This is a genomic window from Streptomyces sp. NPDC008092 (genome assembly GCF_042957285.1).
In the GTDB taxonomy this organism is placed as follows: Bacteria; Actinomycetota; Actinomycetes; order Streptomycetales; family Streptomycetaceae; genus Streptomyces.
The window spans coordinates 1104676-1121441 of the sequence record NZ_JBIBHY010000001.1 but is presented as its reverse complement, the minus strand read 5'-3'; the positions used below and the strand labels follow the sequence as shown (position 1 = coordinate 1121441).

Sequence of the window (16766 nt, the reverse complement as noted above, 5' to 3'; positions counted from 1 at the left end):
GGACGGAGTTCAGCTACCGATGGCCTTGACATAGTCGACGTAGAAGTCCTTGATCTGGTGGGTCTTGAGGTCGAGGTGTTCGAGGATGGTGTAGCGGCCGGGCCGGGTCTCCGGGGCGAACTCGACGACCCGGACGAACTCGTCCACGGTGAAGCCGATCTCCTCCGGCAGCACCGGCAGTCCGTGCCGGCGCAGCACATCGGCCATGTTCACGGACTCCTCGTGGGCTCCGCGCAGGTACATCGCGAAGGCCGCGCCGAGTCCGCACTGCTCGCCGTGGCTGGCGGCACGCCTCGGGTACAGCAGGTCGAAGGCGTGGTTGATCTCGTGGCAGGCGCCGGAGGACGGGCGGGAGTCGCCCGACACCGACATGGCGATGCCGCTGAGCACCAGCGCCTCGGCGAGGACCTGCAGGAAGCCGTTCTCGCCGATGCCGCCGGGGTGGCGCAGCACCGCCTCGCCGGCCTGGCGGGCCATGGCGGCCGCCAGGCCGTCGATCTTCTCGCCGGTGACGCGGTGGGACAGCTCCCAGTCCGCGATCGCCGAGATGTTGGAGACGGCGTCGCCGATGCCCGAGCGCACGAAGCGCGCGGGAGCCTCCCGGATGACGTCGAGGTCGATGACGACCGCGATCGGGTTCGGTACGCCGTAGGAGCCGCGGCCCGCGTCGTTGTCGAGGGTGGCGACGGGCGAGCAGAGGCCGTCGTGCGCGAGGTTCGTCGGCACGGCGACCAGCGGCAGGCCCACCCGGGCCGCGGCGAACTTGGCGCAGTCGATGATCTTGCCGCCGCCGAGGCCGACGACCGCGTCGTAGCGTCCGGCCTTGATCTCGCCGGCCAGCCGGATCGCGTCGTCGAGGGTGCCGCCGCCGACCTCGTACCAGGTGGCGCCGGGCAGGCTGGGCGAGACGCGGTCCCGCAGCTTCGAGCCGGAGCCGCCGCTGACGGCGACGGCGAGCCGGCCGGAGTGCGAGATGCGTTCGTCGGCGAGCACGCCGGCGAGGTCGTCGAGGGCACCCGGGCGGATGTCGACGACGACCGGCGAGGGGATCAGCCGGGTCAGTACTGGCACGCGATCTCCCGTCCCCGGGCGAGGTCGTCGTGGTTGTCGATCTCGACCCACCGGACGTCGCCGATCGGCGCCACGTCGATCCGGAAGCCGCGGTTGACCAGCTCCTGGTAGCCGTGCTCGTAGAACTGCTGCGGGTCGGTCTCCCAGACCGCCTTCAGCGCCTCGGCCAGCTCGGGCGCGGCGTCGCCCTCGATGAGGGTGACGCCGATGTACTCGCCGGTGGCCTCGGCGGGGTCCATCAGCTTGGTGATCTTCGTCATGCCCTTGTCGGCGTCGACGACGACCTTCATCTCCTCGTCCGCGAGGGACTTCACGGTGTCCAGGGCGAGGATGATCCGCCGGCCGTCGCCGCGGGCGGCGAGCAGCGTCTTCTCGACGGAGACCGGGTGCACGGTGTCGCCGTTGGCGAGGATCACGCCGTCCTTGAGGGCGTCACGGCCGCACCACAGGGAGTAGGCGTTGTTCCACTCCTCGGCCTTGTCGTTGTCGATGAGGGTGAGCCTGAGCCCGTACTTGGCCTCCAGGGCCGCCTTGCGCGCGTACACGGCCTCCTTGCGGTAGCCGACGATGACCGCGACCTCGGTCAGGCCGATCTCGGCGAAGTTGCCGAGGGTCAGGTCGAGAACCGTGGGCTCGCCCTCTATGCCCGCGGGCCCCACCGGCACCAGCGCCTTGGGCAGGCTGTCGGTGTAGGGGCGCAGACGCCGTCCGGCGCCGGCCGCCAGCACGAGGCCGATCATGCGGGTTCTCCTTCGTCGTGTACGGCGGGCGCCCCTGCGGACACCCAGAAGCGGATGCTCTCGACGAGCACCAGCCCGGCCACGACCACGGCGAGGACCGTGAGCGCGGCCTTGAACTGCGCGGCGGTGAGCGCCGCGGCCAGGACGGTGACGAGCAGCGTCCGCCCGTCCTGCCCCCCGACGGCACGTACCAGCCAGGCCGGCGGCGCCCCGGCGTCGCCGCGGATGCGGTACACCGTGTCGTAGTGATGGTAGGCGACGGCGGCCACCAGTCCGAAAGCCGCAGGAAGGGCTCCGTTCACCCCGGATTTGCTTGCGAGGACGAGCACGGTGCCGTACTCGGCGGCCCGGAAGAGGGGCGGGACCAGCCAGTCGAGGGCGCCCTTGAGGGGCCCCGCCAGGGCCCTGCCGGAGGCGACGGCGTAGACGAAGGCGCCCACGACCGGCGCCCAGGTCACCCCGGAGAGAAGGGATGCCGTGAGAACCGCCACTCCGGCGAGCGCCAGGACGAGGGGATTGCCGATGGCGGTACGCCCGCCGGCGCGGGAGGCGAACCCCGCGAGCGGGCCGTTGTCCGCCAGGTCGGCCAGGGCCTGTGCCGCCCGGTCCGTGCGCTTCGCCTTCCGGGTCAGCGACCGCAGCACCCGCCCGGCCGTGGTGTACGTGGCGGCGAAGGCGCAACCGATCAGCAGCACGTAGAAGGTGATGCGCGGGGTGGTGGCGGCCGTGAGGACGGCTATCAGCGCCCATCGTTCGCCGATGGGCAGGACTATCATCCGGCGCACCCAGACCGTCCAGCCGACGCTGTCGAGCCGGCCGGAGAGCGCGGCGGTGGGGCTGGTGTTGGCGGTGGCGTCGTGGTTGGCCTCGTTGAAGGAGAAGTCGACCACGTGCCGGCAGGTCTGCAGGATCATGGCGCCGAGGGCGAGGGCCCAGACGTCGTCGCCGCCGCGGGCGGCGCCCAGGGCGAGGCCCGCGTAGTAGGCGTACTCCTTGGCCCGGTCGAAGGTGGCGTCCAGCCAGGCGCCGAGCGTGGAGTACTGCAGGGAGTAGCGGGCCAGCTGGCCGTCGGTGCAGTCCAGGACGAAGGAGGCGATCAGCAGCACGCCCGCCGCGATGAATCCGATGCGGGTGCCGGTGGCCGCGCAGCTCGCCGCGATCAGGGCGGTGACCAGCGAGGCGGTGGTGACCTGGTTGGGGGTCAGTCCGCGCCGGGCGCACCAGCGGGCGAGGTACCGGGAGTACGGGCTGACGAAGAAGGTGGTGAAGAAGCCGTCCCGGGACTTCACGGCCGACTTCAGGCGTACCGCCTCGTCGTCGACGGCGGCGACGGCCTGCCGCGCCTCGTTGCGGGCCTGCGGGTCGGCGGGGACGGCGGCGACCAGGCTGCCCAGCTCGGGGCGGTGGACGTCGGCGTCCAGGGCGGTGACCAGGCCGTCGACGGCGAGGTCGATGCCGCCGCCCGCGGCGGCCTCCCGGGCCAGCGCCCGGGCCAGGGCCGGACGGGCGGCCGGCTGGGCGGTGACGGCGCCGGGGATCGCGGCGAGCGGGAAGCGGGGGTCGGTGAGGCCGAGGCGCAGGGCGTGCAGGTGGCCGACGAAGCGGGCGTCCACGACGGCGACGCGCCGGTCGGCGGGTACGGCCGTGAGCAGGGCCTCGGCCTCGGCGGTGTCCGACGCCGCCCGCACCTCGAAGCCGAGCGCCCGCAGATCGCTCTCCAGTGACGATCCGGGCACCGGCGGACCGGTGACGATGGCGGTCGACAACCGAACTCACTCCCTGGGTGCCGGCGTACGGGCGCCGGTCTGCTGCGTGGTGGGGCGGGGTCTTCCTGGTGGCCCCCGGACGGCATTCGGCAGAGGTTAGCGGATGGTGAGGACTGCTTGTTCACCGGCCGTTCATGACACGGCCCACCTGCTCTGCCCCTGCCTTTGCCGAGATCATCATCCGCGATCCGGGCCCCGGCCCACAAATGACGCTCACAGAACGGGCATTGAGGACACCCGCCCACGGCGTGCCGACCGGCCGCCCGCGCGGCCCGGCCCTGCCCGAAAGGCAACTGAGGGTGCCCTGACCTGGGGTTCATTTCCGCAGGTCAGGGCACATGACAACGGTGTTCAGTGCCGCGTTGCCGGATACCCCCCACCCGTAGTTCACTGTGATCCCGGGCGAACACAGGAGGCGTATCCCATGGGGGCAGGGCACGACCACGGCCACGGGCACACCCACGCGCCTCCCACCGGTACGGCCGCGGCGGCGTACCGCGGCCGGCTTCGGGTGGCGCTCGCCATCACCCTCGGGGTGATGGTGGTCGAGATCGCCGGCGGCCTGCTGGCCGACTCGCTCGCGCTGATCGCGGACGCGGCCCACATGGCGACCGACGCGCTGGGCCTCGGCATGGCCCTGCTGGCGATCCACTTCGCCAACCGCCCGGCGAGCACCAACCGCACCTTCGGCCTCGCCCGCGCCGAGATCCTCGCCGCCCTGGCGAACTGCCTCCTGCTGCTCGTGGTGGGCGGCTACGTGCTGTACGAGGCGGTCCAGCGGTTCGTCACGCCCGCGGACACGCACGGCGGCCAGATGATCGCGTTCGGCCTGATCGGCCTGGTCGCCAACATGATCTCGCTCACGCTGCTGGTGCGCGGCCAGCAGGAGAGCCTGAACGTGCGCGGCGCCTTCCTGGAGGTGGCGGCCGACGCGCTGGGCTCGCTGGCGGTGCTGATCTCGGCCGTGGTGATCCTGACCACCGGCTGGCAGGCGGCCGACCCGGTCGCCTCGCTGGTCATCGGCCTGATGATCGTGCCGAGGACGCTGAAGCTGCTGCGCGAGACCCTGGACGTCCTGCTGGAGTCGGCGCCGCGGGACGTCGACATGGCGGCGGTACGGGCGCACATCCTGGCCCTCGACGGCGTGGAGGACGTCCACGACCTGCACGCCTGGACGATCACCTCGGGGATGCCGGTGCTGTCGGCGCACGTGGTGGTCCGCTCGGACGTGCTGAGCGCCATCGGCCACGAGAAGCTGCTGCACGAGCTGCAGGGCTGCCTCGGCCACCACTTCGACGTGGAGCACTGCACCTTCCAGCTGGAGCCGGGCGGGCACGCGGAGCACGAGGCCCGGCTCTGCCACTGACCCCGGCCCGGCCCGGCCGTACAGCGGAACGCGACGCTCCGCACTCCCCCGGCGTCCTTGTGTTCGAGACCCCCGGGCGGTTCCCTCCGGCACCCGTAGGGCACGATCAACTACCGGGTCCCTCTTCCGGCGTGCCCGTGCCGGGAAGTGCCGGGAGTGTCGGATTCGTACGGCAGACTTGGTGCGAAGACCGAGGCGAAGGATGGGTATGCCGATCACACCTGCCACCGCGACGCACAGCACGTCGGAAGGGACCGCAGACGCGATTTTCCTCGAACTCGTCGACGAGAAGGGTGTGACCATCGGCACCGCGGAGAAGCTGGCCGCACACCAGCCGCCCGGGCAGCTGCACCGGGCGTTCTCCGTCTTCCTCTTCGACGAGCACGGCAGACTGCTGCTCCAGCAGCGGGCCCTGGGCAAGTACCACTCCCCCGGCGTGTGGTCCAACACCTGCTGCGGCCACCCCTACCCCGGTGAGGCACCCTTCGCGGCGGCCGCCCGGCGGACCTTCGAGGAGCTGGGGGTCTCCCCGTCGCTGCTCGCCGAGGCGGGCACGGTCCGCTACAACCACCCGGACCCGGCCTCCGGCCTCGTCGAGCAGGAGTTCAACCACCTGTTCGTCGGCATGGTCCAGGCACCGCTCGCGCCGGACCCGGAGGAGGTCGAGGCGACCGTCTTCGTGACGGCCGCCGAGCTGACCGAGCGGCACGCCCAGGACCCCTTCTCGGCCTGGTTCATGACCGTGCTGGACGCGGCCCGCCCGGCGGTCAGGGAGCTGACGGGCCCGTCCGCCGGCTGGTGAGAATCCTCACGAGGCCTTCGTCCGGCCTCACGGCAGCGCCGCGGGTTTGAGCGGCAGGGCGGCCCAGATCACCTTGCCGCCGCTCGACGTGTGCTCCACGTCCACGACACCGCCCGCCTCCCGGGCCACCTCCCGCACCAGCAGCAGCCCCCGGCCGCCGGTCTGGCCGTGGTCGGCCTCCAGAGCGGTCGGGCGGTAGGGGTGGTTGTCCTCCACCGACACCCGCACCCACTCGGCACCGACGGCGACCTCGACGGCGAGCACCGGCGACAGCAGCGCCGCGTGCTTCACCGCGTTGGTGACCAGCTCGGAGACGATCAGCAACAGCCCGTACACCAGGTCCTCCGAGACCGGGACGCCCTGGCGTTGGAGCAGGTCCCGTACGGCGCGCCGCGCCTGCGGGACCGAGGCGTCCACGGCGGCGGCGGTGAACCGCCAGACTCCTTCGTACGGCAGCGGATCCGGCGGCGGAGCGCCGCCTCCCTCTGGACGCGGGTCGTGCCCGCGCCCGTGGTTCTCCATCGTCCGGTCGCCACCCTCGCGCTCGATTGTCACCACACGTCGAGTGTTGGTAACGACCCGCGCCCGCCCGGATGACTGAACACAAGTCAGCAACTATCGAGCGGATCTGACCGTTGGCGTATGACAAGGTCAGTTGTGGAACGACTCCTGCCCTCCTCGATACCGGTTTCGCGAACTATTCGGGTTGTACGGGTATGGGAACTTTCCGAGGGATACGGCGACAGCCCCCAGGGGCACGGCAGACGCGCGCCTATAGCATCCCGCCCATGGAGCCTCGCCTCACCCACCAGGTCGAAGAAGCCGTTGCCACGGTGGTCATTGGCAACCCTGCCAAGCGCAACGCCATGACCGCGGAGATGTGGCGCACCCTCCCGCCCCTCCTCGACACCCTCGCCGCCGACCCCGCCGTGCGGGCCCTGGTCCTCACCGGCGAGGGCGGCACCTTCTGCGCCGGCGCCGACATCTCGACCCTCCGGGGCTCCTCCGCCGAGGCGCAGACCCTCGCCGTGGCCGCGGAGGAGGCCCTGGCCGCGTTCCCCAAGCCGACCCTCGCCGCGGTGCGCGGCCACTGCGTCGGCGGCGGCTCGCAGCTCGCCGCCGCCTGCGACCTGCGGTTCGCCGCGGAGGGCGCGCTGTTCGGGGTGACACCGGCCAAGCTCGGCATCGTCTACCCGGCCGCCTCCACCCGCCGTCTGGTGTCCCTCGTCGGCCCTGCCACCACCAAGTACCTGCTCTTCTCCGGCGAGTTGATCGACGTGGAGCGGGCACTGCGCACCGGTCTGGTCGACGAGGTGCTGCCGGAGGACGAACTGGACAAGCGGGTGGCCGAGTTCACCCGGATCCTGGCCGCGCGCTCGCAGCTGACGCAGGCGGCCGCGAAGGAGTTCGCGAACGGCCGCACGGACCGGGACGCGCACTGGGCGGAGCAGGCACGGGGCAGCGGCGACACCGCCGAGGGCGTCGCCGCGTTCCTGGAGCGCCGTCAGCCGCGGTTCACGTGGGCTGTTCCTGCCCGAGGATGAACCGGCTCATCGAGCGGAGCCGGTCGACGACGTCGGCGGGCGCCTTCCCGGGGGAGCCCGCGTCGTAGGGCGGCTGCGGGTCGTACTCGATCCCGAGCTGCACGGTCTGGGCGACGACGTCCCCGGCGATCCGGCCGAGCAGGGCGAGGCCCATGTCGATGCCGGAGGAGACGCCGGCCGCGGTGACGTACTTGCCGTCGGTGACGACCCGCTCCCCCGTCGGCTCGGCACCGAACTTCCGCAGCTCGTCGAGGGCCAGCCAGTGCGAGGTGGCGCGGCGCCCTTCGAGGAGGCCGGCGGCGGCGAGCAGCAGGGAGCCGGTGCACACGGAGGTCGTCCAGGTGCTGGTGGCGTCGGCGGTGCGGATCCAGTCGAGGAGGACCCGGTTCCCCATCTGCGGGGTCTGGCCGGGGCCGCCCGGGACGACCACGACGTCGGGGTGCGGCACCTCGGCGAAGGTCCTGCCGGCGGTCAGGGCGAGGTGCCCGTTGTCGGTGCGGACGGGGCCGGCCTCCTCGGCGACGAAGACGACCTCGGAGTCCGGGAGCCGGCCCAGGGTCTCGTAGGGCCCCACGGCGTCGAGGGCGGTGAAGCGGTCGTAGAGGACGATCGCGATCTGCATGGCTCTCCTAACGGGATCTGCGGACGGGAGTCGGGCTGAACCTGAGCCGGTACTCGGCGGGGGCCGTGCCGAGGGCCTTGAGGAAGGCGCGGCGCATCGCCTCGGGCGTGCCGTAGCCGCTGGTGCGGGAGACCTCCTCGACGCCGTCGGCGGTGTCCTCCAGGAGCCGGCGGGCGTGCTCCAGCCGTACCCGGTCGACGTAGCGGCCGGGCGTCGTCCCGGTCTCGGCCTGGAAGGCGCGGGCGAAGTGCCGGGGCGAGAGCGCGGCGCGGGCGGCGAGGGCCTCCACGCTCAGGTCGTCGTCCGGGTGCTCGGTGATCCACTGCTGGACCTCCCGCAGCGGTGCGCGCTGCGCGGTCTGGGCGGCGAGCTGGGCGCTGAACTGGGCCTGGTTGCCGGGCCTGCGCAGGAACACCACCAGGTGCCTGGCGACGGTCAGCGCGACGTCCCGGCCGAGGTCCTCCTCGACGAGCGCAAGCGCGAGGTCGATGCCCGAGGTGACACCGGCCGAGGTGGCGACGTGGCCGTCCCGGACGTAGATCGGGTCCGGGTCGACCTCGACGGCGGGATGGTCGCGGGCCAGCGTCTCGCAGTACGCCCAGTGGGTGGTCGCCCGGTGGCCGTCCAGGAGCCCGGCGGCGGCGAGCAGGACGGCGCCGGTGCAGACGGAGACCAGCCGCTCGGCACGCGGCCCGTGCGCCCGCAGCCACGCCACCAGCTCCGGGTCGGGCCGCCGGGTGCCCTGGCCGCCGGGGACGAGGAGGGTGTGCGGGTCGGACGCGTCGGCCAGGGCCAGGTCCGGTACGACGGTCAGCCCGCTGGAGGTGCGCACGGCGGCGCCGTCCAGGGAGGCGGTACGGATCCGGTAGCTGCCCGGGGTGTGGGTCTCGGCGCCCGAGAAGACCTCCACCGGGCCGGTGACGTCGAGGCTCTGGACGCCGTCGAAGAGGACGACGAGAACGGTTCGCTGCGTCATGCCATCGATTGTTGGCCGGTCCGGTGATGGCCGCAATGACAAGGAGCCCACCTTTCCTGCCATGCCGGACGCCGTATCGGGCCGCCGTCGGTCCGGACACTGGAAGTCCGTACCAACCAGTCAGTAGCGTGCGCCCATGACAACCGCCGCCCTGGAGCCGCGCGCCGGCCGCCGCTGCCACACCCTGCTCAACTCCCTGCACGCGACCCACTTCTTCAGCCCCGAGCTGGCCGAGGAACTGGCCGCGCTCGGGGTGACCCACCCGCGGGCCGTCAACTTCGCGGTGCGGGCGGCCGCGTTGGGGCCGGTCGGGGCCGGCACGGTGACGGCGACGTTCTACAACTACAAGTACGAGCTGGTGGCCCGGCATGTGCCGGCCGTCTGGGAGACCGCGTCCCCGGAGGCCGTCCTCGCCGCACGCGCGCGTGCCGTCGACGCGTCGATGCGGCGGCTGCTCGGCGCGGACGCGGTGGTCTCCGACGGCATGGCCGAGGCCGCGCGGCTCGCGCTGCGCGCCACCGAGGCCTGCTCGCGCCCCGGCCGCCCGCTGTACGCCGCCCACGCGGACCTGCCGGTGCCCGAGGAGCCCCACCTCGCCTACTGGTACGCGAGCACGCTGCTGCGCGAGCACCGCGGCGACGGGCACCTCGCGGCGCTGCTGGCGGCCGGTCTCGACGGTCTGGAGGCGGTGGTGACGCACACGGCGACCGGCAAGGGCATGGCCCCGAAGTGGGTGTTCGCCACGCGCGGCTGGAGCCAGGACGACTGGGACGCGGCGGTACGGCGGCTGCGCGAGCGCGGGCTCCTCGACGCCGCGGGCGAGCTGACCGAGGCGGGGGTGGCCCTCCGGGCGGGGATCGAGACGGAGACGGACCGCCTGGACCGGGCACCGTACGAGCACCTGGGGACCGACGACGTGGCCCGACTGACGGAACTGGCGGCAGGCTTCGCGAGGGCGGCGGTGGCCGCGGGGGCGTTCCCCGCGGATCTTATCGGCAAGGGGTGACGCGGGCGGGGGGCGCGGTCCGGGGGCGAAGGGCCGGTTCGGCACCGCCGGACCCCACCGTGGGGGCTGGGCGCCGCTGCGGCGGAGCACACGGAGCGGGCGAACCAAGGGAACGGGCGGGTCGAGGGGTGGGGGATCGCGGGCTGGCGGTCGCTGGTTCTTTGGGCTGGTGGGTGGTGGATTCGCTCGGGTGTGTGATCAATTCCCCGGGCGGGCGACGGATTCGTGGAGAGTCCGTGTCGTGGAAGGGCGCCCTGGGGCCCGGTTGTCGGTGTCACCTGCCACAATTGCGGCGCAACCTCAGTGGAGAAGGCGGTACGGGATCGTGACGACACCCGGGTCCCTGGTTCCAGGGTCCATCGAAGGCAGGATCGCCGAGGAGCTCGGCGTACGGGAGCGGCAGGTCAAGGCTGCCGTGGAGCTGCTCGACGGCGGTTCGACGGTGCCCTTCATCGCCCGCTACCGCAAGGAAGCGACCGAGATGCTCGACGACGCGCAGCTGCGCACGATCGAGGAGCGGCTGCGCTACCTGCGGGAGCTGGAGGAGCGGCGGGCCGCGATCCTGGAGTCGGTGCGGGAGCAGGGCAAGCTCACCGCCGAGCTGGAGGCGCAGATCCGGGGCGCCGAGACCAAGGCACGGCTGGAGGACATCTACCTGCCGTACAAGCCGAAGCGGCGGACCAAGGCGCAGATCGCGCGGGAGGCCGGTCTCGAGCCGCTGGCCGAGGGGCTGCTCGGGGACCCGGGCGTGGAGCCGCTGGCGGCGGCCGCCGCCTTCGTCGACGCCGACAAGGGTGTCGCCGATCCGCAGGCCGCGCTGGACGGTGCCCGTGCGATCCTCACCGAGCGTTTCTCGGAGGACGCCGACCTGATCGGTGAGCTGCGCGAGCGCATGTGGGTGCGCGGCCGGCTCGCCGCCAAGGTGCGGGACGGCAAGGAGGAGGCGGGCGCGAAGTTCGCCGACTACTTCGACTTCGCGGAGCCGTTCACCGCGCTGCCCTCGCACCGCATCCTGGCGATGCTGCGCGGCGAGAAGGAGGAGGTCCTCGACCTCGTCCTGGAGCCGGAGGAGCCGACCGAGGGCCCGTCCTCGTTCGAGGGCATCGTCGCCCACCGGTTCGGGATCGCCGACCGCGGCAGGCCGGCCGACAAGTGGCTGTCGGACACGGTCCGCTGGGCCTGGCGCACCCGCCTCCTCGTCCATCTCGGGATCGACCTGCGGCTGCGGCTGCGCACGGCCGCCGAGGACGAGGCGGTCGACGTCTTCGCGGCGAACCTGCGCGACCTGCTGCTCGCCGCCCCGGCCGGCACCCGCGCGACGCTGGGCCTGGACCCCGGTTTCCGGACCGGCGTGAAGGTCGCCGTCGTGGACGCCACCGGCAAGGTGGTCGCCACCGACGTCATCTACCCGCACGTCCCGGCCAACAAGTGGGACGAGGCGATCGCCAAGCTGGCCCGGCTGGCCAAGGAGCACACGGTCGACCTGGTCGCGATCGGCAACGGCACGGCGTCCCGCGAGACCGACAAGCTCGCCGGTGAGCTCATCACGAAGCACCCGGAGCTGAAGCTCACCAAGGTGATGGTCTCCGAGGCCGGCGCGTCCGTGTACTCGGCCTCCGCCTTCGCCTCCCAGGAACTGCCCGACATGGACGTGTCGCTGCGCGGCGCCGTGTCCATCGCCCGCCGGCTCCAGGACCCCCTGGCCGAGCTGGTGAAGATCGACCCCAAGTCGATCGGTGTCGGCCAGTACCAGCACGACCTGTCCGAGGTGAAGCTGTCGCGTTCGCTGGACGCGGTGGTCGAGGACTGCGTGAACGGCGTGGGCGTGGACGTCAACACGGCGTCGGCCCCGCTGCTGGCCCGCGTCTCGGGCATCACCTCCGGGCTCGCCGAGAACATCGTCGCCCACCGCGACGCCAACGGCCCGTTCACCTCCCGCGGCCAGCTGAAGAACGTGGCCCGGCTCGGCCCGAAGGCGTACGAGCAGTGCGCGGGCTTCCTGCGCATCCGCGGCGGCGACGACCCGCTGGACGCGTCGAGCGTCCACCCCGAGGCGTACCCCGTCGTACGGCGGATGGTGAAGACGTCCGGCCAGGAGGTGGCCTCGCTCATCGGCAACACGGGTGCGCTGCGCTCGCTGCGGCCGACGGACTTCGTGGACGAGACGTTCGGTCTGCCGACCGTGACCGACATCCTCAAGGAGCTGGAGAAGCCGGGGCGCGACCCGCGTCCGGCCTTCAAGACGGCCACCTTCAAGGAGGGCGTCGAGAAGATCTCCGACCTGTCCTCCGGGATGGTCCTGGAGGGCGTGGTGACGAACGTGGCGGCGTTCGGCGCGTTCATCGACGTCGGTGTCCACCAGGACGGTCTGGCGCATGTCTCCGCGCTGTCCAAGACCTTCGTCAAGGACCCGCGGGACGTGGTGAAGCCGGGTGACATCGTCAAGGTGAAGGTCCTCGACGTGGACATCCCGCGCAAGCGGATCTCGCTGACGCTGCGGCTGGACGACGAGGCGGCGCCGGCCTCCGGCGGTGAGCGCCGCCAGCAACAGCAGCAGCGGGGCGGCGGGCGTCCGCCGCAGCAGCGGCAACAGCAGCAGCGGCAGGGGGGCGGCGGCCGGCAGGCGGCCGCGCCGGCACCGGCGAACAGCGCGATGGCCGACGCTCTGCGCCGGGCCGGGCTGCTGGGCGGGAAGGACGGGAAGCGCTGAGGGTGTCTCTCGGGGGGCGTGGGGAGCTGCGGGTCCGTCGTGGCTGGTCGTGCAGTTCCCCGCGACCCTGAAGGGGCGCGTTCCGCCTCCGGTGCGCCATATTCGGTGGACGAGGATCTGTCGGTCCGGAGACTGGTCCCATGACGGGACCAGACTTCAAGGCCGATCTTCGGACGTACCTCCAGGACGCCCGTGACGTCCTGCTGTGGAAGCTGGAGGGGCTGTCCGAGTACGACATTCGGCGGCCGCTGACGCCCACGGGCACGAACCTGCTGGGGCTGGTCAAGCATCTCGCCGGTGCCGAGGCCTGGTACTTCGGGGCGACCTTCGGGCGGCCCTTCGAGGGGGCACCGCGATTGTGGTTCACCGGGGACACGGAACCCGACGGAGATCTGTGGGCGCGGGCCGACGAGACGCGTGAAGCGTTGGTCGGCGGGTACCGGCGGATCTGGACCCACTCGGACGAGACGATCGCCGCCCTGCCCCTCGACGCGGTCGGGCGGCTGCCCGTCGACCCGCCGAGGGAGATCACCCTTCACCGCGTCCTCACGCACATGGTCGCCGAGAGCCAGCGGCACGCCGGTCACGCCGACATCGTGCGTGAGCTCGTCGACGGGGCGGCGGGGCAGCGGGCGGACGGCGCCAACACCGCGCCCGGCGACGCGGCGGCCCGGGCCGAGCACCGGGACCGGGTGGAGCGGGCGGCTGCGGAGGCCGGGCGGGGTGACCGGTGAACGTGAGACGAAAGGGGCATGTCAACTCGGCGTCGTATCTGTGCGCGCCCCATGATCGTGCATAGCGTGCACGTCATGCGCGCACGGGGTGGAAGACGGGTTCTGGTGGCAGGCCTGCTGATGGTGGCAACCGTGGCCTGTGATTCGGGAGTTCACTATTCCGTTCCCGATACGCAGACCGGTCACGAGACGTCAGCGCGACCTGACGCGGCCACGACGCCGGCCTCTCCGGTCCGGCACCCCGCCAAGGCCACCGAAGCGGCCGAGGCTCCGGCTGCCGGCCGGACAGCGGCTCCCTCGGAGACCCGGTCCCGCAGCACCACGGCACCCGCTGCCCCCACCTGCACGACTGGGGACGTCGCGGCCGCCGAGGGGCGTACCAGTCCGCAGGTGGGTGGCGGGCTCCCGGGGTTCGCCGCGGAGATCGTGTTGCGCAATCGCTCGGGCTCGACGTGCCGGCTGAGCGGCTGGCCCGGTCTCACCTTCTTCGGTGACGGCTCCCTCCACGCCTGCACGACGGCCGACCCCCCGGGCTGCGAGAGCGGGCCGGTGAGCACCTCCGGTATCCGCCCGTTCAAGGTCAGCCGGTCCGGAGCAGCTGCCCCGCCCGCCGTCCTGCTCGCCCCGGGTCACACCACCTCGTTCGTGCTGCACTCGGACGACTCGTGCCCGGGGGTGGGCGCCCCCTACGGCGTGGACATCCGCCTGCCCGGCGGCTCCCGGCCGCTGACCCTGGTGCCCGGTCCGAACCTCTCCCCCTGCGACGAAAAGCTCGACGTCACCGCTTTTGGCCCCGCTGTCTGACCCGATCCGCAGCCCGGCGCCGGACCTTGCCCGTCAGACGTATCCGCGCCGCTGTACGAAACCGAGCGCGGCCGCGCCCAGCGGCACGTTCAGCCAGAACGTGAGCAGCCGGTAGACCAGGACCGCCGAGGTGGCCGGGCCCGCCGGTACGCCGAGGGCGGTCAGGCCCGCGATGAGGCCCGCTTCGAGCGCGCCGAGTCCGCCGGGGACCGGGGCCGCGTTGGCGAGCAGGCGGGCGGCCATGTAGGCGGCGCCGAGCTGGACGAAGGGGAGGTCGCCGCCGAGCGCGTGGAGGCTGAGGGCGAGCCCGACGATCTGGACGAGGGGCAGCCCCAGCATGCCGACGACCCCGAGGGCCAGTTTGGCGGGGTCGGCGGCGATCCCGGTGAGTGTCGTCCCCGCAGCGCGCAGGAACGGCCACACCTTCTCGCGCAGGAGGCGCCGGCCGGGCGGGGTCAGGCCGAGCAGCCCTCCGGCGGCCAGCACGAGGACGATCGCGGGCAGGGTGTACTTGCCGACGGGCAGGTCCAGGTGCACGCCACCGTGGTGCTGTCCGGCCGCGGTGAAGAAGACGGTGGCGACCACCACGTTGGAGACCGCGCCGGCCAGGCTCTGCAGTCCGACGGAGGCCGTCGCGGCACCTGTCTCGATCCCTGTCTTCTGCAGATAGCGCAGGTTGAGCGCCATGCCGCCGACGTTGCCCGGGGTGATCCGGTTCAGGAAGGAGCTGGCGAACTGCACCTGGTAGGTGGCCCGGAAGGGCAGGCGCCCCGGGATGGTGCCCAGTTGCAGGCAGGTCGAGAAGCCCTGCGAGAGGAAGGTGACGGGGACGACCGCGAGCAGCCACCACCAGTTCGCGTCGCGCAGCGCACGGAGTGCGGCCGGGGCGTTGGCGAGCTGCGGCAGCACCAGGTGGAGCACCAGGAAGGCGCCGGCCAGGCCCAGGACGCTCTTCCAGGTGAACCGGGCGAGCGGGGCGGACTTGGCGGCCGGCGCGTCACAGGCGCGGCGCACCTCCGCGGCCAGGTCGTGCATGAGGTTCGGGCGGCCGCCCGGGCGTAGCGTGCGGCGTCGGGTGCCCGCCGTGGCCTCCCGGGCGCGGGCCTGGTCGTAGCGGGCCACCTCGCGCCGGGCGGGGCCGAGCAGGGCGAGCGGTTGCAGGTAGGGCAGGGCGGTCGCGAGCCGCTCGGGGCCGAGACCGGCCAGCGCGCAGGCGGTGGCGCGGGCCGGTCCGACGCGTACCGCGGTGGTGGCGAGCAGTTCGGCGAGGTCGCTGCCGAGCGTCTCGGGCGGGGCGTTGAGCTGCGCCCGCGCGAACGCGGTGAGCCGGGGGCTGCCGTCCGCCCCGACGAGGATGTGCTCGGGGCGCAACGCCCGGTGGGCGAGGCGGTGTTCGTGGATGTGGGCCACGGTCGCCCAGGCCGCGCCGAGCAGGGTGTCGGTCAGCTCCGTGTCGGGGAGCGCGGAGAGCGGGCGGGCGCCGTGCCCGACCGTCACCAGGACCGCGCCGCCGCCGGTCACCGGGTAGGCGATGACGGGGTCGGCGACCCGGGCGCCGGTGCGGGCGGCGAAGACCAGCATGAGCAGTTCGTGTTCGGCGGCACCGAGCGGGGTCTGCTCGCCCGGGTCGGCCGGGTGGCGCAGCAGGAGGCGCCGGGCGAGCCGGTGGAACAGGTCGCGGCCCCGGTCCTCGGCGGCGAGGGCGCGCACCGTCAGCTGGGCGCCCTCGGCGGTCTCCGCGTCGTAGAGGAGGCCCTCGCCGGGAAGCTGACGGTCCGCCGGCAGTTCGCGGAGGGTGGCGAGGGGGATCCCGCAGGCGACGAGGGCGTCGGCGACGGCCTGGGCCGGCGGGCGGTCGGGCGGGCCGCCGGCCATGAGGAGGACGGCCGATCCCGCGGCGCCGCCGACGACGAGGGCGCCGAACGCGTCCAGCGGGACGAGCGAGGCGGCCAGCGCGCCGAGCGTGGCGCAGCCGGCGGTCAGGGCCCACAGCACCCGCCGCCACGGCCGGGCCAGCCAGGGGCCCGCGGCGACGACCGCGGACGCGCAGGCCGCCAGGTACACCGCCGACGGCCAGCCCGCGTGCACCAGGCCGCCACGGCCGACGAGCACCTGCGGCCACAGTTCGGGCCTGCTCTCGGCCAGCGCGAGCCGGGTGAGCGCCCAGCCGACGGCCGCGCCCAGGGCCGCCGCGGGCAGCACCCTCGACACCGCGTCGAACCGGCGCCGTACGACGAGGACGACCAGGGCGGCCAGCGGTGCGAGCATGGCGACCGCCTGCACCGTGCCGAGGAGTACGTCGCGCAGGGCGGGCGGCAGCGCGGTGGCCGCGGTGAGCAGGCCCTGCTGCGCCCGGCGGGCGAAGTCCCGGGTGGCGACCGCCACCAGCACGGTCAGCACGAGGGCGGCCAGGGAGACCAGCAGCCGCAGCAGGTCGGCCGCGCGCCGCACGTCCCGGGGCGGCGGGGCGTCGACGGTGGGCGCCGCCCCGCCTGCTCCGGCGCCGCCCACGAGGTCGGCGGAGAGCAGCATGCCGTGCCGGTCGGTCATGTCCTGCTCCCGGCGGGGATGCGAGGACGGCCCATGCGCGCGCTCCTTCGGGCACAGGTCCGGCTCGCCCGGACG

14 protein-coding genes are annotated in these 16766 nt (G+C 73.2%); 7 read left to right on the top strand and 7 right to left on the bottom strand.

What is annotated here, in order from left to right; genetic code table 11:
* Positions 1–9: 9 nt before the first annotated feature.
* Genes ACFZB3_RS04655 through ACFZB3_RS04645 form a run of 3 tightly spaced genes read right to left on the bottom strand, consistent with a single transcriptional unit; the run spans position 10 to position 3577 of the window.
* Positions 10–1071, bottom strand: coding sequence for an iron-containing alcohol dehydrogenase (locus ACFZB3_RS04655; protein WP_391369512.1), 1062 nt, complete (start codon positions 1069–1071; stop codon positions 10–12).
* Entirely contained in the window at positions 1059–1811 is a 753-nt protein-coding gene (locus tag ACFZB3_RS04650; RefSeq protein WP_391369509.1) for a sugar phosphate nucleotidyltransferase, read from the bottom strand. The genes ACFZB3_RS04655 and ACFZB3_RS04650 overlap by 13 nt, the downstream gene beginning before the upstream one ends.
* Positions 1808–3577 (bottom strand): DUF5941 domain-containing protein, encoded by a 1770-nt coding sequence (locus ACFZB3_RS04645; RefSeq protein ID WP_391369506.1) that lies wholly within the window; start codon positions 3575–3577, stop codon positions 1808–1810. Before ACFZB3_RS04645 ends, ACFZB3_RS04650 begins: the two co-directional genes overlap by 4 nt.
* A gap of 424 nt (positions 3578–4001) precedes the next feature.
* Here ACFZB3_RS04645 and ACFZB3_RS04640 point away from each other — a divergent pair, with 424 nt between their 5' ends.
* Both ACFZB3_RS04640 and idi read left to right on the top strand, forming a co-directional pair.
* Positions 4002–4943: a cation diffusion facilitator family transporter gene (locus tag ACFZB3_RS04640; protein WP_391369503.1), complete on the top strand. Its 942-nt coding sequence runs from the start codon at positions 4002–4004 to the stop codon at positions 4941–4943.
* A gap of 208 nt (positions 4944–5151) precedes the next feature.
* Entirely contained in the window at positions 5152–5745 is a 594-nt protein-coding gene (gene idi / locus ACFZB3_RS04635; protein ID WP_391369500.1) for an isopentenyl-diphosphate Delta-isomerase, read from the top strand.
* 27 nt (positions 5746–5772) lie between these two features.
* Here idi and ACFZB3_RS04630 read toward each other — a convergent pair whose 3' ends face one another.
* Positions 5773–6267 (bottom strand): ATP-binding protein, encoded by a 495-nt coding sequence (locus ACFZB3_RS04630; protein ID WP_391369787.1) that lies wholly within the window; start codon positions 6265–6267, stop codon positions 5773–5775.
* Positions 6268–6533: 266 nt separating this feature from the next.
* Here ACFZB3_RS04630 and ACFZB3_RS04625 point away from each other — a divergent pair, with 266 nt between their 5' ends.
* A complete protein-coding gene (locus ACFZB3_RS04625) occupies positions 6534–7289 on the top strand; it encodes an enoyl-CoA hydratase-related protein (protein ID WP_391369497.1) in 756 nt (251 codons plus the stop codon).
* On the opposite strand, the gene ACFZB3_RS04620 is transcribed toward ACFZB3_RS04625, so the two are convergent.
* Both ACFZB3_RS04620 and ACFZB3_RS04615 read right to left on the bottom strand, forming a co-directional pair.
* Positions 7261–7911 carry a DJ-1/PfpI family protein gene (locus ACFZB3_RS04620; protein WP_391369494.1) on the bottom strand — a complete coding sequence of 217 codons (651 nt, stop codon included), beginning with the start codon at positions 7909–7911 and terminating at the stop codon, positions 7261–7263. The two genes, ACFZB3_RS04625 and ACFZB3_RS04620, sit on opposite strands and share 29 nt — an antisense overlap.
* 7 nt (positions 7912–7918) lie before the next feature.
* On the bottom strand, positions 7919–8887 hold the full coding sequence (locus ACFZB3_RS04615) for a DJ-1/PfpI family protein (protein ID WP_391369491.1): 969 nt from the start codon (positions 8885–8887) through the stop codon (positions 7919–7921).
* A gap of 136 nt (positions 8888–9023) precedes the next feature.
* Between ACFZB3_RS04615 and ACFZB3_RS04610 the strand changes: the two genes are divergently transcribed.
* The 4 genes from ACFZB3_RS04610 to ACFZB3_RS04595 all read left to right on the top strand — a co-directional run bounded on the left by ACFZB3_RS04610 (position 9024) and on the right by ACFZB3_RS04595 (position 14141).
* The gene (locus ACFZB3_RS04610; RefSeq protein WP_391369488.1) at positions 9024–9893 is read left to right on the top strand and encodes a hypothetical protein; all 870 of its coding nucleotides are present in this window, start codon (positions 9024–9026) and stop codon (positions 9891–9893) included.
* Positions 9894–10218: 325 nt separating this feature from the next.
* Positions 10219–12603: a helix-hairpin-helix domain-containing protein gene (locus ACFZB3_RS04605; protein ID WP_391369486.1), complete on the top strand. Its 2385-nt coding sequence runs from the start codon at positions 10219–10221 to the stop codon at positions 12601–12603.
* 140 nt (positions 12604–12743) lie between these two features.
* A complete protein-coding gene (locus ACFZB3_RS04600) occupies positions 12744–13337 on the top strand; it encodes a DUF664 domain-containing protein (protein ID WP_391369483.1) in 594 nt (197 codons plus the stop codon).
* Between the two features lie 18 nt (positions 13338–13355).
* Positions 13356–14141 carry a DUF4232 domain-containing protein gene (locus ACFZB3_RS04595; RefSeq protein ID WP_391369480.1) on the top strand — a complete coding sequence of 262 codons (786 nt, stop codon included), beginning with the start codon at positions 13356–13358 and terminating at the stop codon, positions 14139–14141.
* A 33-nt stretch (positions 14142–14174) separates the two neighbouring features.
* Here ACFZB3_RS04595 and ACFZB3_RS04590 read toward each other — a convergent pair whose 3' ends face one another.
* Positions 14175–16691 carry a flippase-like domain-containing protein gene (locus tag ACFZB3_RS04590; RefSeq protein WP_391369477.1) on the bottom strand — a complete coding sequence of 839 codons (2517 nt, stop codon included), beginning with the start codon at positions 16689–16691 and terminating at the stop codon, positions 14175–14177.
* Positions 16692–16766 lie beyond the last annotated feature (75 nt).

Excerpts from the sequence above, each read along its gene's own strand:
- ACFZB3_RS04600 (WP_391369483.1), top strand. The coding sequence starts at position 12,744 with ATGACGGGACCAGACTTCAAGGCCGATCTTCGGACGTACCTCCAGGAC.
- ACFZB3_RS04595 (WP_391369480.1), top strand. The coding sequence starts at position 13,356 with ATGTCAACTCGGCGTCGTATCTGTGCGCGCCCCATGATCGTGCATAGC.
- ACFZB3_RS04630 (WP_391369787.1), bottom strand. The coding sequence starts at position 6,267 with ATGGAGAACCACGGGCGCGGGCACGACCCGCGTCCAGAGGGAGGCGGC.
- ACFZB3_RS04620 (WP_391369494.1), bottom strand. The coding sequence starts at position 7,911 with ATGCAGATCGCGATCGTCCTCTACGACCGCTTCACCGCCCTCGACGCC.
- ACFZB3_RS04650 (WP_391369509.1), bottom strand. The coding sequence starts at position 1,811 with ATGATCGGCCTCGTGCTGGCGGCCGGCGCCGGACGGCGTCTGCGCCCC.
- idi (WP_391369500.1), top strand. The coding sequence starts at position 5,152 with ATGCCGATCACACCTGCCACCGCGACGCACAGCACGTCGGAAGGGACC.
- ACFZB3_RS04640 (WP_391369503.1), top strand. The coding sequence starts at position 4,002 with ATGGGGGCAGGGCACGACCACGGCCACGGGCACACCCACGCGCCTCCC.
- ACFZB3_RS04615 (WP_391369491.1), bottom strand. The coding sequence starts at position 8,887 with ATGACGCAGCGAACCGTTCTCGTCGTCCTCTTCGACGGCGTCCAGAGC.
- ACFZB3_RS04590 (WP_391369477.1), bottom strand. The coding sequence starts at position 16,691 with ATGACCGACCGGCACGGCATGCTGCTCTCCGCCGACCTCGTGGGCGGC.
- ACFZB3_RS04625 (WP_391369497.1), top strand. The coding sequence starts at position 6,534 with ATGGAGCCTCGCCTCACCCACCAGGTCGAAGAAGCCGTTGCCACGGTG.
- ACFZB3_RS04610 (WP_391369488.1), top strand. The coding sequence starts at position 9,024 with ATGACAACCGCCGCCCTGGAGCCGCGCGCCGGCCGCCGCTGCCACACC.